Annotated in this window: 13 protein-coding genes, 12 tRNA genes and 3 rRNA genes; 2 read left to right on the forward strand and 26 right to left on the reverse strand. The window is 38.2% G+C overall.

Annotated features, from left to right (window positions below):
- Positions 1 to 1,035, reverse strand: coding sequence for an ABC transporter ATP-binding protein (locus M9426_RS01355; RefSeq protein WP_005958158.1), 1,035 nt, complete (start codon positions 1,033 to 1,035; stop codon positions 1 to 3).
- Positions 1,036 to 1,045: 10 nt separating this feature from the next.
- Complete coding sequence (locus M9426_RS01360) at positions 1,046 to 1,585, reverse strand: helix-turn-helix domain-containing protein (protein WP_250342216.1); 540 nt, start codon at positions 1,583 to 1,585, stop codon at positions 1,046 to 1,048.
- Positions 1,586 to 2,047: 462 nt separating this feature from the next.
- Here M9426_RS01360 and M9426_RS01365 point away from each other — a divergent pair, with 462 nt between their 5' ends.
- The gene (locus M9426_RS01365) at positions 2,048 to 2,755 is read left to right on the forward strand and encodes a heparan-alpha-glucosaminide N-acetyltransferase domain-containing protein (protein ID WP_250342217.1); all 708 of its coding nucleotides are present in this window, start codon (positions 2,048 to 2,050) and stop codon (positions 2,753 to 2,755) included.
- On the opposite strand, the gene M9426_RS01370 is transcribed toward M9426_RS01365, so the two are convergent.
- The 4 genes from M9426_RS01370 to M9426_RS01385 are packed head-to-tail and all read right to left on the reverse strand — an operon-like array spanning position 2,756 to position 6,508.
- Positions 2,756 to 3,601, reverse strand: a complete 846-nt coding sequence (locus M9426_RS01370) for a TPM domain-containing protein (protein ID WP_250342218.1) — start codon at positions 3,599 to 3,601, stop codon at positions 2,756 to 2,758.
- A gap of 9 nt (positions 3,602 to 3,610) precedes the next feature.
- Positions 3,611 to 4,183, reverse strand: a complete 573-nt coding sequence (locus tag M9426_RS01375) for a LemA family protein (RefSeq protein WP_250342219.1) — start codon at positions 4,181 to 4,183, stop codon at positions 3,611 to 3,613.
- Positions 4,173 to 5,354 carry a tRNA uracil 4-sulfurtransferase ThiI gene (thiI, locus tag M9426_RS01380; protein WP_250342220.1) on the reverse strand — a complete coding sequence of 394 codons (1,182 nt, stop codon included), beginning with the start codon at positions 5,352 to 5,354 and terminating at the stop codon, positions 4,173 to 4,175. Before thiI ends, M9426_RS01375 begins: the two co-directional genes overlap by 11 nt.
- An 8-nt stretch (positions 5,355 to 5,362) precedes the next feature.
- Positions 5,363 to 6,508: a cysteine desulfurase family protein gene (locus M9426_RS01385; RefSeq protein ID WP_250342221.1), complete on the reverse strand. Its 1,146-nt coding sequence runs from the start codon at positions 6,506 to 6,508 to the stop codon at positions 5,363 to 5,365.
- A gap of 144 nt (positions 6,509 to 6,652) precedes the next feature.
- Between M9426_RS01385 and M9426_RS01390 the strand changes: the two genes are divergently transcribed.
- Positions 6,653 to 7,642: a ribonuclease H-like domain-containing protein gene (locus tag M9426_RS01390; RefSeq protein WP_250342222.1), complete on the forward strand. Its 990-nt coding sequence runs from the start codon at positions 6,653 to 6,655 to the stop codon at positions 7,640 to 7,642.
- Positions 7,643 to 7,833: 191 nt separating this feature from the next.
- Here M9426_RS01390 and M9426_RS01395 read toward each other — a convergent pair.
- The 20 genes from M9426_RS01395 to argS all read right to left on the reverse strand — a co-directional run bounded on the left by M9426_RS01395 (position 7,834) and on the right by argS (position 19,510).
- A tRNA-Leu gene (locus M9426_RS01395) sits at positions 7,834 to 7,920 on the reverse strand.
- Positions 7,921 to 7,961: 41 nt separating this feature from the next.
- Positions 7,962 to 8,038, reverse strand: a tRNA-Arg gene (locus tag M9426_RS01400).
- Between the two features lie 9 nt (positions 8,039 to 8,047).
- Positions 8,048 to 8,122, reverse strand: a tRNA-Gly gene (locus M9426_RS01405).
- Positions 8,123 to 8,148: 26 nt separating this feature from the next.
- Positions 8,149 to 8,234, reverse strand: a tRNA-Tyr gene (locus M9426_RS01410).
- A 27-nt stretch (positions 8,235 to 8,261) separates the two neighbouring features.
- A tRNA-Thr gene (locus tag M9426_RS01415) sits at positions 8,262 to 8,337 on the reverse strand.
- 54 nt (positions 8,338 to 8,391) lie between these two features.
- Positions 8,392 to 8,468 (reverse strand) — tRNA-Asp (locus M9426_RS01420).
- A 5-nt stretch (positions 8,469 to 8,473) separates the two neighbouring features.
- Positions 8,474 to 8,549, reverse strand: a tRNA-Val gene (locus tag M9426_RS01425).
- A 3-nt stretch (positions 8,550 to 8,552) separates the two neighbouring features.
- A tRNA-Glu gene (locus M9426_RS01430) sits at positions 8,553 to 8,627 on the reverse strand.
- Positions 8,628 to 8,637: 10 nt separating this feature from the next.
- Positions 8,638 to 8,714: transfer RNA gene (locus tag M9426_RS01435), tRNA-Met, on the reverse strand.
- Positions 8,715 to 8,742: 28 nt separating this feature from the next.
- A tRNA-Leu gene (locus M9426_RS01440) sits at positions 8,743 to 8,831 on the reverse strand.
- Positions 8,832 to 8,844: 13 nt separating this feature from the next.
- Positions 8,845 to 8,919 (reverse strand) — tRNA-Asn (locus M9426_RS01445).
- 21 nt (positions 8,920 to 8,940) lie between these two features.
- Positions 8,941 to 9,057: ribosomal RNA gene (rrf, locus tag M9426_RS01450) — 5S ribosomal RNA — on the reverse strand.
- Between the two features lie 32 nt (positions 9,058 to 9,089).
- Positions 9,090 to 11,936 (reverse strand): 23S ribosomal RNA (locus M9426_RS01455).
- A gap of 122 nt (positions 11,937 to 12,058) precedes the next feature.
- Positions 12,059 to 12,134 (reverse strand) — tRNA-Ala (locus M9426_RS01460).
- Between the two features lie 41 nt (positions 12,135 to 12,175).
- Positions 12,176 to 13,700, reverse strand: a 16S ribosomal RNA gene (locus tag M9426_RS01465).
- The 16S, 23S and 5S rRNA genes sit together here with 12 tRNA genes alongside, the layout of an rRNA operon.
- A 351-nt stretch (positions 13,701 to 14,051) precedes the next feature.
- A complete protein-coding gene (locus M9426_RS01470) occupies positions 14,052 to 15,191 on the reverse strand; it encodes a tetratricopeptide repeat protein (RefSeq protein ID WP_250342223.1) in 1,140 nt (379 codons plus the stop codon).
- 79 nt (positions 15,192 to 15,270) lie between these two features.
- The gene (gene pgeF / locus M9426_RS01475; RefSeq protein WP_195444990.1) at positions 15,271 to 15,993 is read right to left on the reverse strand and encodes a peptidoglycan editing factor PgeF; all 723 of its coding nucleotides are present in this window, start codon (positions 15,991 to 15,993) and stop codon (positions 15,271 to 15,273) included.
- A gap of 13 nt (positions 15,994 to 16,006) precedes the next feature.
- Positions 16,007 to 16,834, reverse strand: coding sequence for an exodeoxyribonuclease III (locus M9426_RS01480; RefSeq protein ID WP_250342224.1), 828 nt, complete (start codon positions 16,832 to 16,834; stop codon positions 16,007 to 16,009).
- Between the two features lie 188 nt (positions 16,835 to 17,022).
- Entirely contained in the window at positions 17,023 to 17,796 is a 774-nt protein-coding gene (locus M9426_RS01485; RefSeq protein ID WP_060799742.1) for a hypothetical protein, read from the reverse strand.
- A gap of 4 nt (positions 17,797 to 17,800) precedes the next feature.
- Positions 17,801 to 19,510, reverse strand: coding sequence for an arginine--tRNA ligase (argS, locus tag M9426_RS01490; protein ID WP_250342225.1), 1,710 nt, complete (start codon positions 19,508 to 19,510; stop codon positions 17,801 to 17,803).
- Positions 19,511 to 19,512: the final 2 nt, after the last annotated feature.

A 19,512-nucleotide genomic window follows, 5' to 3' on the forward strand; every position in this document is an offset into this window, starting at 1 on the left:
TTAACTTAACCTCATAACGTGAATTAGGTCTGGTTTAATTATTATGCCTGTCTTCTCTCCCACTTCTCTTTTTTCTGTTGATTGAACAAGCATAGAGTAGCCGCCAATATCCACTGTCATTTCATAGTGAACTCCCTTAAAGACAAGACTTGTTACAGTCCCTTCAACTTGGTAGTTTTCATCAACTAAAATCACATCTTCAGGTCTCACTACTACTTCAACATCTTCATTTACCTTAAAGCCCTTGTCAACGCAAGGGAAATCATAATCTAAAAATCTTACCTTGAAGTCCTCAAGCATCCTTCCCTTAATAATATTTGATTCGCCAATAAAGTCTGCGACGAAGGCATTCTTTGGCTCGTTGTAAATATTTATTGGGCTATCCATTTGTTGGATCTCGCCGTTGTTTAAAACAACAACAGTGTCACTCATGGAAAGGGCTTCTTCTTGGTCGTGGGTAACGTAAATGAAGGTTATACCAACACTTTTTTGAATCCTCTTAAGCTCAATCTGCATTGCCTGTCTTAGTTTCAAGTCAAGAGCTCCAAGGGGTTCGTCAAGTAAAAGTACGTCTGGCTCATTTACAAGAGCTCTTGCAATGGCAATTCTTTGTTGTTGACCACCTGATAGGGACTCTATCTCTCTGTTTTCGAAACCCACAAGGTTAACAAGCTTTAAAACTTCCTTTACCTTTTCCTTGATGACTTTCTTGTCCATCTTTTTAATCTTTAGGCCAAAGGCAATGTTATCGAAGACATTCATGTGAGGAAAGAGAGCATATTTTTGGAAAACTGTGTTGATTCTTCTCTCATAGGCTTCCTTGTTTGTTATGTCCTCTCCATTAAAAAGAATTTGTCCCTCATCTGGCTCCTCAAAACCACCAATTAATCTTAAAATTGTAGTTTTCCCACAGCCTGATGGTCCAAGAATTGTGAGGAACTCATCCTTTTTTACCTTAAAGTCAAAATTTTCTAAAATTACATTGTCGCCAAAGCTCTTGCTAATATTTTTTAATTCAATTACATAATTTTCCATATTTCACCGCCTAAAAATTTGGTGGAGATGATATCCACAAAATCTCAGTATCGCACTTTCCTTCATTTGTTAAATAATGTGACTTAGTCGCCTTAAAGTAAAAGCACTCGCCTTTCTTCACCTTGTACTCGTCACTTCCATAATAGAGTTTGACAGATCCCCTTAGGACAAAGCCAAACTCCTCGCCCTCATAGGGCTGTATCTCCTTGGACCTTCCAGCGGGTTTAATTAAAATCCTCATGGGCTCCATTTGGTTTTTTTGTGCATTGGGAACAACCCAGTCTAAGACATAGCTAAGTTCTTCATTTTCACTTTCAAAAAAGTCCTCTTCATTGAAGATTATTTTTTCATTTTCTTCCCTCTTAAAAAAAAGGCCGGGGTCAGTACCAAGGGCCTCAAGTATATCTAAAAGAGAGTCGACAGATGGCGATGTCAAATCTCTTTCGATTTGAGAAATGAAACCCTTAGTGAGTTCTGACCTGTCTGCCAGCTCCTCTTGAGTAAGTCCTTTTTCAATTCTCATTTCTCTTATTTTATTTCCAATATTCATTGCATCACCTATAATATTAAACAAATTACTTAAATTATTAAACTCATTAGAGTATAAATGTTAAGATATTTAAAGTCAATAGATTCTGGAATTTATTTTATTAAATTTTTTGTAAAATATAATTTACTAAATAATTTTATTTTATAATCATTTTCTTCTTGCTTCCCCTTTATGTTTAATATATTTTATTTATTAAGGAGGGACTTATGAAAAATTTTTTAATTTTTATTTTTGGAATCCTTGTAGGATTTATCTTAAAGGGATTTTACATCTATCTTATGACTAAATAATTTTAAATAAAAAACTAGAAGAACATAAAAATTTCTCAACAAGTATTCGTTTACAATTTTATAAGTTTTTATAACTTCATATCTTTTACAAATTCATAATTTTTTACCAAGTCAACAAGTCAGATCCCTTCCCTCACTCTTATTTATGTTATAATTTTTCTGAGGTGTAAGAATGGATACAATTAAGAAAAGATACAATGCCATAGATTTTTTGCGTGGCTTTACTATTATAAATATGATAATTTATCACGGTCTCTTTGACCTTGAAAATTTTTATGGCTTTGATTTCAACCACAACTTTTATTACTACCAACAATATATTTGCATTTCTTTTATATTGATTTCAGGTTACTCAAGTCACTTTTCCAATAATTTTAAAAAGAAATTTTTAATCTTAGCTGGACTTGCTCTCTTAATCACTCTTGGGTCCTACATCTACTCCAAGGAAGATGCAATTTATTTTGGCATCATTCACTTCTTTGCTCTTGCGACTTTGATCCACATACTTATAAAAAATTACATAAAAAAAATAAGCCCAAGGCTTGGACTTATTATAAGTACTATTTTATTTGTTAGCCTAAAAAGAATTTACTATGGAAGTATTTTCTTTGGAAAGATTACTCCTCCCAAGTTCCTTTATGATTTGAACTTATTTATACTTGGTCTACCAGGCGATAAGTTTTCATCAGGGGACTACTTCCCCATTATCCCCTGGATATTTTTATTTTACATGGGCTACTTCCTCTTTGACTTTATAAAATTTCCAAAAAAAGAAGCCTCCCACAATATTATCAATATCATGGGCAGGCATTCTCTTTTAATTTATTTTCTCCATCAAATTCTTTTGATTGGAATTTTTTCTCTTATCTTTGGCTCTTGATTAAAGTCTTCCGCTGGCACCTCCGCCACCAGAGGAACCTCCTCCGCCGAAGCCTCCAAAGCCTCCGCCGCCAAAGCCACCAGATGATCCGCCGAAACCACCTGATCCTCCGAAGCCACCATATCCTCCAAAGGAGCCTGGTCCCCAGAAGATTACTGGTCTTTGTCTTCTCCTACTTCCTGGTCCACTTCCGCCACCAGGTCCATCATCATTTTTATTTCTAAAAATTAAAGAAATGATAGCAATGATGACGATTAATTTAAAAATCGCCAAGAAGGGATCTTCTTCTCTATAATCATCGTCAGAATAATCAATGGCTTCTTGTGGCTCTCTTGCCACAATATCAATGCCATATTCTCCCTCATATAATTTTATTATTTGAGCGTATCCTTCAAGGACTGCCTTCTCAAAGGGTCTGTCATTTTCATTTTCAGCAACAACCCTTCCCATTGCCCTTATAATTCTCGCTGAATAAGCGTCAGGAATAAATCCCTCTGCCCCATAACCTGTCTCTATTTTTACCAGCTTATTTTCATCATCAAGAAGGGCAACTAATATTAGAACACCATTGTCCTTGTCTTTGTCGCCAATTTTTATGTCATTGAAAATATTTGTGGCATACTCCTCAAGAGTTTGACCTTCCAAACTTTTTACAAGAACAACTCCTATCTCCCCACCAGTTTTCTTTTTAAGATCATAAGTGGTTTTGTTGAGATAGTCTATAGTCTCTTGGCTTAGGGTGTTTGTCTCATCATAAACATTATAGGACATTTGGTCCTTGTCAAAGGCGTAGACATTAAAGACCAAAGTTAATACAAATAAAATTGTAGCTAACAATTTTTTCATAGCTATCACCTAAAACTTAACTTCTGGTACTTGATTGTCCTTTTCTGAAACTTCAAAATAATCTCTTGGTCCAAATCCTAGAATTTTTGCAATTATATTTGTTGGGAACCTTCTAACCTTTTGGTTGTAAGTCTTAACTGTTTCGTTGTATCTCATTCTTTCAGTAGCAATCCTATTTTCAGTTCCTTCAAGTTGGGCTTGTAGGTCTAAGAAGTTTTGGTTTGCCTTTAATTCAGGATAATTTTCTACAACAACATTAAGTCTACTAATAGCTTCTGTCAAGTTGTCGTTAGCTTCAGCAAGTTCCTTAGGTGTAGATGCTTCAGTAACACCTGCACGAGCCTTAGTTATTTCTGTGAAAGTTTCCTTTTCGTGACCTGCGTAACCCTTAACAGTTTCTACAATATTTGGAATCAAGTCAGCACGTCTTTTTACTTGGTTTTGGACTTGTGCCCAAGCACCATTAACATCTTCATCTAGCTTAACTAAATTGTTCCATTGGCCACCGAAGAAAATTGCAATTACAACAACTACAGCTATAATAGCAACAATTCCAGCACCGCCTTTGTTTTTATTCCTCATCGTTTCCTCCTATTTTTTCAATTTTCATTTTACCTATAGCTTCTTCCACTAGCTTATCACAGTCAAGTGGCTCTTCAGACTTTTCTATTCCCTCAATGGTCGGAGTCAAAAGTGGGTGTTTTGGCAAGAACACTGTACAACAATCTTCATAAGGAAGGATTGATGTCTCATAAGTATCAATGTCCTTGGCTATGTCAATTATATTTACCTTGTCCATCCCAATAAGTGGTCTAAAGACAATCTTGTCTGTAATAGCGTCAGTTACCTTGAGTCCGTCAATAGTTTGTGATGCAACTTGTCCCAAGTTTTCACCTGTGATTATGCAGTCATAACCATTGTCTCTTGCAATCTTATCTGCAACCCTCATCATAAACCTTCTAGATATAATAGTCATTTCGTCTTCAGGACAGTTTATATTTATTTCCTTTTGAATATCCAAGATATTTACTGAATAAAAAGTCAAATCTCCTGAGAAGTTTGAAATATCTTCTGCAAGTTTCTTAACCTTTTCTTCTGCTCTTTCAGATGTGAAAGGATAGGAATGGAAGTGAAGGCAATCCACTAGAACTCCTCTTTTTGCCATTAAAAATCCTGCAACTGGAGAGTCAATCCCACCTGATAGGAGAAGAAGTCCCCTGCCATTTGTTCCTGTTGGAAGTCCGCCATGGGCTTTAATCTTATCTACATAAATATAGGTATCCTTTTTCAAATCGCAGTAAACAAAAAAGTCTGGGTCATGAACGTCAACCTTGATGTCAAAGTTCTTTAATACCATTCCACCAATTTTTGCTGAAATTTCCATGGAATTAAGTGGGAACTTCTTATCCCCCCTATTTGTCTTAACCTTGAAAGTTTTGTATTCTGGATGATCTTTTAAAGTTTCATCTACAATTTTTACAACTGCTTCTTCAATTGTCTCCCACTTTGTTTCCACCTCATAAGTTGGGGCAATGTAGACAATTCCGAAAACGTGTTTTAATCTATTTATTAATTTATCCTCATTGTCACCACTTACTTCCACGTAGATTTTACCCATGTTGTGGTAAATTCTTCCGTGGTCGAGATTTCTAAGATTTCTCTTAACAGATTTAATTAGCTTCTCTATAAACCTGTGTCTGTTTTTCCCCTTGAGGATAACTTCCCCAAGTGAAAGTGCCATAACTTTTTTCATTCAATCACCTATCTCATTATTTTTCTTATTTCATCAACATATTTTATTAGTTTTTCTACAAAAATATCTATATCTTCCCTTGACGTATCCTTAGAAGTACAAATTCTTATAGTGCCTTCAGCATATTTATCTGAAAGTCCTATTTGTTCAAGAGTTGTGGACTTGTGAGTCCCATTAGATGTACAAGCAGAAGCTGTGGAAATATAAATCTCGTCCCCTTCTAGGTAGTGAAGGAGGACTTCTGCCCTAATATCTAATATAGAAAGAGAAACAATAAAGTCTGTGGAGTATTCTGGAGTGTTGATCTTATAGTCTTCCAGATTTTCTTCCAACTTCTTAAGTAAATATTCTTTAATTTCTTTTGCGTGAGCAAGTCTCTTGTCCAAGTCTCTCTTTGTTAGTTCACAGGCCTTGCCAAAGCCAAGGATTCCTGGCACATTTTCAGTTCCTGACCTAAGGCCCTTTTCTTGGCCTCCACCAATTACAAGGCTATTTATATTAACATCTTTTCTTTTATAAAGGGCTCCCATACCCTTTGGTCCATAAATCTTGTGAGATGAGAAAGAAAAAGTATGACAGCCTAGGTCTTTAACATCTACAGGAATTTTACCAACTGCTTGGACACCATCAACATGACAAAAAACATCCTTGTTAATAGCCTTAGCTATTTCAAAGATTTCCTTGACCCTATTAACAGTTCCCAATTCGTTGTGAACATAGATAAGAGAAACTAGTATTGTATCCTCATCCATGACTTCCTTAAACTTTTCTAAACCTACGGCACCTGATTCATCTACATCAAGATAGACAACCTCGTAGCCCTTTTCCTTGTAGTGTTTAAATTGGTCGTCAATAGATGCGTGTTCAATGGCAGAAGTTATTATCTTCTTGCCCCTTCTCTTGTTTTTTTCTATTGCACCGTGAACGGCAATGTTGTTGCTTTCAGTCCCTCCAGAAGTGAAATAAATTTCTTCTGCCTGAGCTCCAATGAGGCTAGCGGCATTCTTCCTTGCGACATCTATTTCCTTTTCAACCCTGTGACCAAAGCTGTGAAGTGAGGATGGGTTGGCAAAGTCATCAGTAAGAGCCCTCATCATTACTTCAACAACTTCCTTGTCTGGCTTTGTAGTTGCACAATTATCTAAATATATCATATAACATCCTTCTATCTATTCTTACTTTCTACTAATTTTATATTATAACATGACTTGCAGGTTGATTTCTAACCTTGAGCCTATTTAATGAGAATTTTTATAAGAATAAAAAATTTTTAATGTTATACTTAAGATGGTGATAACGTGAAAGTTTTAGAAAGAGAAATTTCTCCACCACAGAGAAATTATTTAAAAATAGAAACATCAGGACTCTCAAGAGACTTGGACTCAATTATATCCATTGTTCTCGCAGAGAAGGACTCTGATAAAATAAAAATTTATTATGTAGAAAATTTTAAAGACGAAAGATTTTTGTTAGAGAAAGTCTTACCACTTATTGACGGAAAAATCTTTGTAACTTATGCAGGCAAATCCTTTGACTTAGGATTTTTAAAGACCAAGAGCCAAATGTATTTCTCAAAAGATTTTGATTTTAAATTTATTGATCTTCAAGAAATTACTAAAGCCTACAACTTTATTTTTAAACTTCCATCACATTCTAACAAAGTTCTTTTAGATAATTTTCTAGATCATTCTAACTTATCAAAAGAAAAAAACTACCAAGGGATTAAAATAAAATCACTTTTCAAAAAGTTTATAGAAGGTAACAAGACATCAATGAATAGGATCTTGGACTACTCTTTAGAAAGCCTAAATAATTTAATTTTATTAGATGAAAAGATTAGAGAAAGTTTGAAATCAAAACTTAGCTTTAAAGTATATAGTAGAGATTTTACACTAGAAGAATTTAAATTATCTGGGAACACCATAGTCTTACGAGGAAAAACTAATTATCCAGAAGACTACTTTGCATCAAGAGGATTATATAACCTAGAAATTTTTAATAGTTTGGAAGAAAAAGTTTCATTTTTGGATCTAAAAGAATGTAAAAAAGATTTTGTTATAAAAATAAATACAGAAGATGGCCTATACGATGATAATAATAAATGCTACTTTATATTAAAAAAAGACTTCCCATTAGACTTAGAAAACAAAAGTAAACTTAAAAGCCCTTCAAAAATTTTAATCTTATATTATAAAGACCATATCTTCGAAAACCAAAAATACCTATGCAAAAAAATATTAGAAGAAGAGTTAGAAAAACAGAAACAAATTCCTATTGATAGTTTTTAGAATAAAGCTTAGAAATTATTAGCTAATTATATTTGGAAGATTAAAATCAATTAGAAATAAATAAACCAAATCATAAACTTATAAAAAAACTTGGGATGGTCCAAGTTTTTTTAATTGAAATTAATAATCTTAACTAGCTAGTTGCATAGATACAATAAAAAAAGACTACTTAAATCAATAAGTAGTCTTCATGGTGCAGAAAGAGGGACTTGAACCCTCACGCGATTTCTCGCACATGCCCCTCAAACATGCCTGTCTGCCGATTCCAGCACTCCTGCATGGGCAAAAAAAAGCTTGTAATAAAAATTACAAGTTTTTGTGGCGTATCCTAGAGGATTCGAACCCCCGGCCTTCTGGTCCGTAGCCAGACGCTCTATCCAGCTGAGCTAAGGATACATAAAAAAATGGAGCGGATGACGAGATTCGAACTCGCGACCCTCGCCTTGGCAAGGCGATGCTCTACCACTGAGCCACATCCGCATAATAATTATCTTATATAAAATTTTTGGTGGAGGAGAGTGGATTTGAACCACTGAAAGTTAAACTAACGGATTTACAGTCCGTCCCCTTTGGCCAACTCGGGAACTCCTCCATGTTGTAAGTCCCTAACAAGATTTTTTGGAGCTGGTGGGAGGACTTGAACCCCTAACCTACTGATTACAAGTCAGTTGCTCTACCAATTGAGCTACACCAGCATCTCACTTATTAATCATAACACATTTGAAACAAATTTGCTATATAAATTTAATTGGCGACCTGGATCGGGCTCGAACCGACGACCTCCAGCGTGACAGGCTGGCATTCTAACCAACTGAACTACCAGGCCAACTTTGGTGGACACAATAGGGCTCGAACCTATGACCCCCTGCTTGTAAGGCAGATGCTCTCCCAACTGAGCTATGCGTCCATCTGGTGACCCTGCCGGGAATCGAACCCGGGATACCACCGTGAAAGGGTGGTGTCTTAACCGCTTGACCACAGGGCCTTATAAAATTTGGTAGCGGGAGAAGGATTTGAACCTCCGACCTTCGGGTCATGAGCCCGACGAGCTACCATGCTGCTCCATCCCGCGTCATTTTTACCCGGCTACTATTTCTTTTTGGTGCCGAGAATCGGAATCGAACCGATACGGTGTTTAACCACCGCAGGATTTTAAGTCCTGTGCGTCTGCCAGTTCCGCCACCCCGGCTTATCTTTTTTAATGGCTCTCAGGGTGGGACTCGAACCCACAGCCTACCGGTTAACAGCCGGTTGCTCCACCATTGAGCTACCTAAGACTATTGGGGACTTTTGTCCCTTTCTGGCGATAACTTACTCTCCCAGGTCGTTGCCAACCAAGTACCATCAGCGGACTAATGCTTAACTTCTGTGTTCGGTATGGGTACAGGTGTGTCCATTGTCCTATTCTCACCAGATTAACTTAAAAACTAATCTCTTCCTTAACTCTTTGGTCAAGTCTTCGACCTATTAGTACTCGCTAGCTGAATGTATTGCTACACTTACACCTTGAGCCTATCTACCTAATTTTCTTCTAGGGGTCTTATCTTTCGAGGGAAATCTCATCTCGAGGGGGGCTTCGGGCTTAGATGCCTTCAGCTCTTATCCCTTCCAAACTTAGCTTCCCAGCTATGCACTTGGCAGTACAACTGGTGCACCAGAGGTTTGTCCATCCCGGTCCTCTCGTACTAAGGACAGCTCCTCTCAAATTTCCTACGCCCACGACGGATAGGGACCGAACTGTCTCGCGACGTTCTGAACCCAGCTCGCGTGCCTCTTTAATGGGCGAACAGCCCAACCCTTGGGACCTACTTCAGCCCCAGGATGAGACGAGCCGACATCGAGGTGCCAAACCTCCCCGTCGATGTGGACTCTTGGGGGAGATAAGCCTGTTATCCCCGGGGTAGCTTTTATCCGTTGAGCGATGGCCCTTCCACTCGGTACCACCGGATCACTAAGTCCTGCTTTCGCATCTGCTCGACTTGTTGGTCTCGCAGTTAAGCTCCCTTCTGCCTTTATACTCTGCGCACGATTTCCATCCGTGCTGAGGGAACCTTTGAACGCCTCCGTTACTCTTTCGGAGGCGACCGCCCCAGTCAAACTGTCCAACTGAGAGTGTCCCTTCCCCAGATTCATGGGGTTAGGTTAGAATTCTAGCATTAAAAGAGTGGTATCCCAACGGTGGCTCCTTAGATACTGGCGTACCTAATTCTTTGCCTCCCACCTATTCTGTACATTTAATCCCAAAATTCAATCTCAGCCTACAGTAAAGCTCCACGGGGTCTTTCCGTCCTGTCGTGGGTAAGCGGCATCTTTACCGCTACTACAATTTCACCGGATCCTTTGTTGAGACAGTGCCCAAATCGTTACACCTTTCGTGCGGGTCGGAACTTACCCGACAAGGAATTTCGCTACCTTAGGACCGTTATAGTTACGGCCGCCGTTTACTGGGGCTTCAGTTCTAAGCTTCGCTTGCGCTAACTTTTTCCCTTAACCTTCCAGCACCGGGCAGGTGTCAGCTCCTATACTTCGTCTTTCGACTTAGCAGAAACTTGTGTTTTTGGTAAACAGTCGCTTGGGCCTTTTCACTGCGGCCCCCTGTTACAGGGGCTCCCCTTCTCCCGAAGTTACGGGGTCATTTTGCCGAGTTCCTTAACAAAGGTTTTTCCGCTCGTCTTAGGATTCTCTCCTCACCTACCTGTGTCGGTTTACGGTACGGGCGATACTTCTCTTGTAGTGGCTTTTCTTGGCAGTGTGGAGTCATAAGCTTCTCTACTTGTTTTCGATCCGCATTACGCTTCATCCTTTTCGGAGAGCGGATTTGCCTACTCTCCAGACTTTGCGCTTGCACGCCTCACCAACTGGGCGCTCTTATTATCCTCCTGCGTCCCCACTTCCTTTAACGATTGTATCGGTACAGGAATTTCAACCTGTTGTCCATCGACTACGCTTTTCAGCCTCGCCTTAGGTCCCGACTTACCCTGAGTGGACGAGCCTTGCTCAGGAATCCTTGGGTTTTCGACGGGTGAGATTCTCACTCACCTCTCGCTACTCATGCCAGCATTCTCTCTTGTATGATGTCCACACTGCCTTACGGCTTATGCTTCGTCCTTCATACATTGCTCCTCTACCAACGTTTAACGTTCCATAGCTTCGGTATATAGTTTAGCCCCGGTTATCTTCGGCGCAGAGTCACTTGACTAGTGAGCTATTACGCACTCTTTAAATGAGTGGCTGCTTCTAAGCCAACATCCTAGTTGTCTCAGTAACTCCACATCCTTTCCCACTTAACTATAATTTTGGGACCTTAGCTGATGGTCTGGGCTCTTTCCCTTTCGACTATGAAGCTCATCCCACATAGTCTGACTCCCTAGTGCATGATATGGTATTCGGAGTTTGATAGGTTTTGGTAACATATGCATGCCCCGCAACCAATCAGTGCTCTACCCCCTTTTCATGTCTTACTAGAGGCTAGCCCTAAAGCTATTTCGAGGAGAACCAGCTATCTCCGTGTTCGTTTGGCTTTTCACCCCTATCCACAAGTCATCCGATAACTTTTAAACGTTACCCGGTTCGAGCCTCCATTGAATTTTACTTCAACTTCACTCTGCTCATGGATAGATCACACGGTTTCGGGTCTACAACCACTAACTTTCGCCCTATTTAGACTCGCTTTCGCTTCGGCTCCGCATCTGTAATGCTTAACCTTGCTAGTAATCGTAACTCGCTGGCCCGTTCTACAAAAAGTACACGATCGTGGCGTATGCCACTTTCGCTGCTTGTAAACACTAGGTTTCAGATTCTATTTCACTCCCCTCTCGGGGTTCTTTTCACCTTTCCCTCACGGTACTTGTTCGCTATCGGTCACCAAGTAGTATTTAGCCTTAGGGGGTGGTCCCCCCATGTTCCCACTGAATTTCTCGTGTTCCGTGGTACTCTTTTGTGTCGGATATCTTCGCTTTCGCCTACAGGACTCTTACCTTCTTTGGTTAATCTTCCCAGATTATTTGGCTGGCTATTGTCTCTTTTTACACTTTGGGCTCTTCCCCGTTCGCTCGCCGCTACTCAGGGAATCGAGTTTTCTTTCTTTTCCTCAGGTTACTTAGATGTTTCAGTTCACCTGGTTCGCTTCCTATAGTTATGAATTGGCTATAGGATACCTTGCGGTGGGTTTCCCCATTCGGATATCTACGGGTCAATGGATATTTGCTCCTCTCCGTAGCTTTTCGCAGCTTGTCACGTCCTTCGTCGCCTCTTGGTGCCTAGGCATTCACCTAGTGCTCTTTTTAACTTGACCTTTGTTAATAAACATTTCTGTTTATTTCCAGTTTAATTGTTTTGTTTAAGAAATTTTGATTAGTTTTTAAGTTGTTATGGTTCTCTTCTTTTTCAAGAAGCTTTTGACCACTTATGTGATCTTGGTGGAGATAAGGAGATTCGAACTCCTGACCTCCTGCTTGCAAGGCAGGCGCTCTCCCAACTGAGCTATACCCCCATATATATAATTAAAATAGTGTGAAGATTTATTTTCCTTAGAAAGGAGGTGATCCAGCCGCACCTTCCGATACGGCTACCTTGTTACGACTTCACCCCAGTCACCTATCCTACCTTCGACTGCTGCTTCCTTACGGTTTGCTCGCAGGCTTCGGGTATTACAAGCTTCCATGGTGTGACGGGCGGTGTGTACAAGACCCGGGAACGCATTCACCGCAGCATTCTGATCTGCGATTACTAGCAACTCCATCTTCATGTACTCGAGTTGCAGAGTACAATCCGAACTGGGAAAGACTTTTTGAGGTTTGCTTAATATCACTATTTCGCTTCCCTTTGTATCTTCCATTGTAGCACGTGTGTAGCCCAGGGCATATAGGGCATGATGATTTGACGTCATCCCCACCTTCCTCCGATTTATCATCGGCAGTCTCTTTAGAGTCCCCATCCGAAATGCTGGTAACTAAAGATAGGGGTTGCGCTCGTTGCCAGACTTAACTGAACATCTCACGACACGAGCTGACGACAACCATGCACCACCTGTATTGAGGCTTCCGAAGAAGAGGGTATATCTCTATACCGGTCCTCAGTATGTCAAGCCCTGGTAAGGTTCTTCGCGTTGCTTCGAATTAAACCACATGCTCCGCTGCTTGTGCGGGTCCCCGTCAATTCCTTTGAGTTTCATGCTTGCGCACGTACTCCCCAGGCGGAGTGCTTAATGTGTTAACTGCGGCACCGAATTATTCCGATACCTAGCACTCATCGTTTACAGCGTGGACTACCAGGGTATCTAATCCTGTTTGCTACCCACGCTTTCGTTCCTCAGCGTCAGAATGAGCCCAGTAAGTCGCCTTCGCCACCGGTATTCTTTTTAATATCTACGCATTTCACCGCTACACTAAAAATTCCACTTACCTCTACTCTTCTCAAGATATGCAGTTTCAAATGCTTACAGTAGTTAAGCTACTGCCTTTTACACCTGACTTGCATTTCCGCCTGCGAACCCTTTACGCCCAGTGATTCCGGACAACGCTAGCCCCCTACGTATTACCGCGGCTGCTGGCACGTAGTTAGCCGGGGCTTTTTCTTATGGTACCGTCATTATCTTCCCATATAAAAGAACTTTACGACTCGAAAGCCTTCTTCGTTCACGCGGCGTCGCTGCATCAGAGTTCCCTCCATTGTGCAATATTCCCCACTGCTGCCTCCCGTAGGAGTTTGGACCGTTTCTCAGTTCCAATGTGGCCGTTCACCCTCTCAGGCCGGCTACCCATCGTCGCCTTGGTGGGCCGTTACCTCACCAACTAGCTAATGGGACGCGAGTCCATCTTAGACCGCCGGAGCTTTGATCATTTATGCATGTGCATATGTGATTTCATTTGGTATTAATCCCGGTTTCCCGAGGCTATCCCAATGTCTAAGGCAGGTTACTCACGTGTTACTCACCCGTCCGCCGCTAATCCATTTCATCTTCACCCCGAAGGGATCTGTCGAAATTTCATCGCTCGACTTGCATGTGTTAAGCGCGCCGCCAGCGTTCGTCCTGAGCCAGGATCAAACTCTCAATTAAAAATTTGTATGACTCATTAGTTTTCTCAAAACTAAACGAATATCTGGTTTGCTTTTTGATTCTTTGACAAGAATCTGTGATTCTATCACGAATTTGTTTATCTTCACACTATTTAATTATCATGTTTCATTTGCTACCTTTTTAAAGTAGCTTGTTTATTATACTACCGTGTTTTTTCTTTGTCAAGTAATTTTTACAATTTTTTTATTTTGTTTTTACTTAACTAACCAGTAGTTTTTTTTGCTGTCTTTAAGTGACAACTTCTATATATTAGCATCTAGAAAATCATCTGTCAACTGTTTTTTATTTTTTTGTAAAAAAATATATAGCAGCTGTTTTTTTTGACAACTGCTATATATTACTATTTTCTTTTTTATCTGTCAAGAAGTTTTTAAACTTTTTAATAAAGCTTTCTAGCTCTTTATTTTGATTTAACTTGTTAGCTTTTTCTAAGTATTCTAGTCCCTTTTCTTTTTCATTCATGTTGAGGTAGATTATTCCCATATTGTAATTCAATGGATATGAGTTTTCTATTTCTTCTAATCCAAGTTCTAATATTTCAATAGATCTTGTGAACTCTTGCCTTCCTGCATAGATCGAAGCAAGTAGATTTATATTTTCTTCTGTGGTTTTCTTTTCCACTGATAACTTTCCATACTCTTCGGCCTTATCCAGGTCCCCCATGTTATAATAAGAAAGTGCGTAAGTGTAATAGAAGGATTCATCCTTATCAAAGTCTTCACTAATTCTTTCTAATTGGTTTAATGCCTTGTCATAGTCCCCATAGGATAGATAAGTTTTTGCTGAATCAAAACTAACATTGTTTCTTATTATTTCTAACTCTTTTCTCACTTGATCTTTGAGTTCTTCATCTCTTGATAGGTTGATAAATTTTTCAAAGTACATGTTGGCCTTTATATATTTGGCAAGGGCTAGGTTAATGTAAGCTAGTCTGTAGTAAGCTAATGAATAATTTTCATCTAGATTTAAGACCTTGTTGTATTTTTTAATTATTATGTTTAAGAGTTTTTCACTTTTCTCATATTCTTCTTCATGAATTTGATTATAAAGGGCCTCTAAGATGTTTGCTTCTTTAAAAATTATGTCTGGGTCTTCTCCTACCACTTCTTCATAACCCTTTAAGAAGATATAGGAATCTAAGGGATCTTCTTCTTGACTTATATAGGCCTTGTGCATTGCATAATTTTTTAAATCTATTTTTAATTTTTTTAAAATTTCCTTATATTCTTTAGAGTATTTAAATTCACTGTCAATTCCAAGGAGGTAAACCATGGCTTCTACAATTTTTTCAAGATTAATCTCTTCTTCAAGTTCTTTTTCTTTTATTCCTTCTATAAGATAATCCAACTTTATGGGCAAGGAAAAACCCACTGGCAGATTAACATCTTCCAAGTGGTATTCTTCTTTTAAGTCTATAAAAACTAAATTTTTTAATTTTTTATTAATTTCTTCTTTAAAAAGATTTTCCATTAATTTTCCTCTATTTCTAATCTCATTTATATTCTAATAATATTTTAAATACTAACAGATTAAAACTAGATTTTCAATTTTATCTCATCATGACTATCATGGAGTTAAGTCCATAGGTCTTACCTTCTCTTCTTGCAGAATGTAGGTCTAAATTTTTGTAAGTTGACTCCTTGCAGACATCTATGTTTTCTTCATCTATCCCTGACTCTAATAAAATTTCTTTATTAACATCTGTCATAGAAAGATGCCAAGTCCCTCCAATTTTTTTGAAGAACTTTTCTCTGTTCTCGAATTCTTTAAACTCTTCATAAACTTCTTCTCCAACTTCATAGTTCTCTATGTCAATGTTGGGACCGATGTAGGCGAGTATATTCCTTGGGTCTGATTTAAATTCTTTTTTCATTTTTTCAACTGCCTTAGCAGGGATCTTCTTTTGGGCTCCCCTCCAACCAGAGTGAACTATGGAAAGAATTTCTTTCTTTTTATCATAGAGAACTATGGGAGTGCAATCGGCAAACTTTAACAAGAGGGCAAGATTTTTCTTATCTGTAACAAGTCCATCTGTGTCTGGAAAGTTTCTTCCATAGACAAAGTCACTTCCACTTTCTCCATCACAATATTCTATTTTATCTGTGTGGGTTTGGATACAAGAATAAATTTCATCTGGCGAGATTTCCATTCGCCTTAACATATCAGCTACATAGTCTTTGACCTTGTCGCCCTCCTTTGCATAGGAAAGGGAATATTCCATTCCACTTATTAAGTTTGCAATTCCATTTTCTTCTAAAAATTTTGACTTCATTTTAAATCTCTTTTTACAAATTAATATCCAATAGGATTGGTGTGTGGTCTTGTCTTTCTCCAGAGTCAATCATTTTTGAATCTTTAACAAGGTCTTTGATCCTGTCACTAACAATAAAGTAGTCAATTCTCCAGCCTGAGTTGTTTATCTTTGAAGTTTTAACTCTTTGTGCCCACCACGTGTAAACTCCTTCTACATCTCCATGGATGTGTCTAAAGGTATCAGTAAAGCCCCTGGCTAATAAATTAGTGAAGCCCTGTCTTTCTTCATCAGTAAATCCTGCTGACATCCTATTGCCATCTGGGTTGGCAAGGTCAATCTCTTTGTGAGCTACGTTGAAGTCCCCTGTTGCAATTACAGGTTTTATCTCATCAAGACTTGATAGATATTCGCCATACTTTTCGTCCCAAACCTGTCTAAGTGGGAGTCTTTTTAATTCACCACCTGCATTTGGTGTGTAGACTTGAGTAAGGAAGAAGTCGTCAAACTCTAAAGTTATAATTCTTCCTTCAAAGTCCATTGTGTCTGGCGCATCTATCTTTGGAAAAGTTACAGTAGGCTCAAGCCCCTTCTTGAAGAATGCCATGTTGCCAGCGTAACCCTTTCGTGCAGGTTCTTCTGATGAAACAAAAACATAGTCGTAGTCGGCGAACATTTCTGCTAAGATTTCTTTGTGTTTTTTACTAGGACCACCCTTAGGAAGTTTTGTCTCTTGAATTGCAATTATGTCTGGATCTTCTCTTAATATTGTTGCGAGAACTTCTCTCGACATTTGAGCTCTATTTGAGTCGCTTGTTAGGGCTGCGTTAATTGAATCTATATTCCACGAAATTATTTTCATTTTATTCCTCCAATTTTATTTTATACTTCAATCCTATCAAATAGATTTTTTTCATTCAATCTTAATTTGATTTTATTTATCAGCTTTTGAATTTAAATTTAAATTTTGATAGTTAAACTAAATTTATTAAATCACAAAAAGTTTGCAATAAAAAAAGACCTGACCGAAGTCAAGCCTTGATTTAAATTTTATAACTCGCCCATATAGGATCTCTTCCTTCTTGTTGAACCAACTAATATTCTGTAGAGGTTACCTCTAAAGATTGCATAGACACCTGTGATGATGCTTGCAAGTAGAATTTTAATATTTTGTGGGTCAAGAGGATTTAGATAAGATAACCCTGTCATCACCGTTTGACCAAGTGGAAGGTCTACAATGGAATTCGCTGTAATCATAAAGGCAAAGTCAAAACCCAAGAGATGAAGAATACCAAGGTAAATCAAAAATGGTATAGTCCAAAGTAGAAAATTTTCCTTCATAAACTCAAGTGAGTGAATGTAGGCTGATGTGTAATACTCTCCCCTAATATAAATTGACTCAGCAATGGGATTAAGGGCAAGAGTTATTACTGCTCCAATAAGAGTAGTTGCTCCCATCATCCCACCTAGAGCCGGCATCAAAAATGAAATTATCATAAGGATAAAAAACACTGAATAAATTGATGCAAAATATTCCATAAAAGTTTTTGAAAAATTTCTAAAACTAATTCTATTGTAATAAATCAAATCACTTAAAACAGAAAAATAGCTCGATAAGATTAAGGACGTCAAAAGCGGCGTAACAAATCCCATTAGTCCTCCAAGGAAGATTCCAAGGAAGTTACCAATAAAGAAAAATCCAAGAGTGTAAATTATTCCATATATAAAAGGAAAAATTAAAAATTGTGGGGCCTTCTTTATTTTTAAAAGGGTATCCTTGCCTGCCTTTTTATAAACTAATTGTAAGTCTTCAAAAAAATTCATCAGATCACATCTTTTCAGGTGCTTTTATGCCAAGCAAGTTAAGTCCACTTGCAATTACATTCTTAACTGCGTAGCAAAGCATAAGTCTTGTGTTTTTTAATTTTTCATCATCAACTAAGATTTGAGTTTGGTTGTAGAACTTGTTGAAGTTCTTTGCAAGTTCAACAGTGTATCTTGTGATGAAGTAAGGCTCATATTTTTCACAAGCATCAACAACAACGTCAGTGAAGTTGTAAAGGCTCCTAATAATATTTATTTCGCTTTCTTCTGTTAGAAGGCTTGGGTCGATTTCATTATTTATATCGAAATCGCCCTTCTTAAGAAGAGAGCAAATTCTTGCGTGAACATATTGAACATAAGGACCAGTTTCACCTTCAAAGGAAAGTGTCTTGTCCCAGTTAAAGGTATAGTCCTTGATTCTTCCATTGAAGAGTTCTTGGAATTTAATTGCACCAATACCAACAGCTTGTGCAAGTTCTTCCTTGTTTTCAATTTTTTGACCTTGCTCTTCTTCTCTTGTATCGAGAATTTCACGAACCTTATCTGTTGCCTTGTTGAGTACGTCTTCAAGGTAAACTACCTTTCCCCTTCTTGTAGAAAGAGTTCCATCTTCAAGAGAAACCATCCCAAAAGGAACGTGAACTATTTCATCGTACCAGTCATAGCCAGCCTTCTTTAAGGCAGACTTAAGTTGGTTGAAGTGAAGACTTTGTTGACTTCCTACTACATAAATATTTTTGTAAGGCTTGTAAGTTTCATGTCTGTATTTTGCAGCAGCCAAGTCCCTAGTTAAATAAATTGTTGTTCCATCAGATTTAACAACAATTGCAGGAGGCAAGTCAAACTCATCAAGGTTAATAACTTCTGCCCCTTGAGACTCTTCAAGAACTTTTTTCTCTCTTAGTTCTTCAATAAGTCCTGGCATCTTATCAGAGTAGAAGGATTCTCCATTATAAGAATCAAAGTGGATGTCAAGCATGTCGTAAACTCTATTGAATTCCTTTAAAGAAACTTCCTTAAACCATTGCCAAATTTCTACAGCTTCAGGATTTCCATTTTCAAGTTCCTTGAACCAATAACGGCACTCATCCTTAACACTTTCATCTTCTTCACAAACTCCATTAACCTTTACATAAAGTTTTAAGAGTTCATTAATTGGGTCATTCTCAATTGCTGCTTTGCTGCCCCAAGTTTTGTATGCATAGATAAGCATTCCAAATTGAGTTCCATAGTCTCCAAGGTGATTAATGGCAATTGTGTTAAAGCCCAAGAAGTCATAAATTCTCTTTAATGAATCTCCAATTACAGTTGATCTAATGTGACCAATATGGAAGGGCTTAGCAATATTTGTAGAAGAATAATCTAGTACAATGTTTTTTCCCTTTCCTATTTCTGACTTGCCAAAGTTTTCTTTTTGGTTTACAGTTTCCTCTAAAATTTCTTCTGTTAAAATACTTTTGTTGACATAAAAGTTCAGGTAGGCATTTTTGTTTTCAACTTTTTCAAAATATTTTGAATCAATTTGTCCTGCCAGTTCTTCTGCAATCATAGCTGGGTTTTTTCTATAAATCTTTGCTAGACTGAAAACTGGGAAGGCAAAGTCACCAAGCTCATAGTTTGGTGGCACTTCTATCATCTTGTCAATTTCTTTGGCATCAAGGCCCTCGATTTTTTCATCAAGTATTTTTATTATTTCTTCTCTAAAATTTATCATCT

This window comes from Peptoniphilus genitalis, from assembly GCF_023614525.1.
Classification (GTDB): Bacteria; Bacillota; Clostridia; order Tissierellales; family Peptoniphilaceae; genus Peptoniphilus_A; species Peptoniphilus_A genitalis.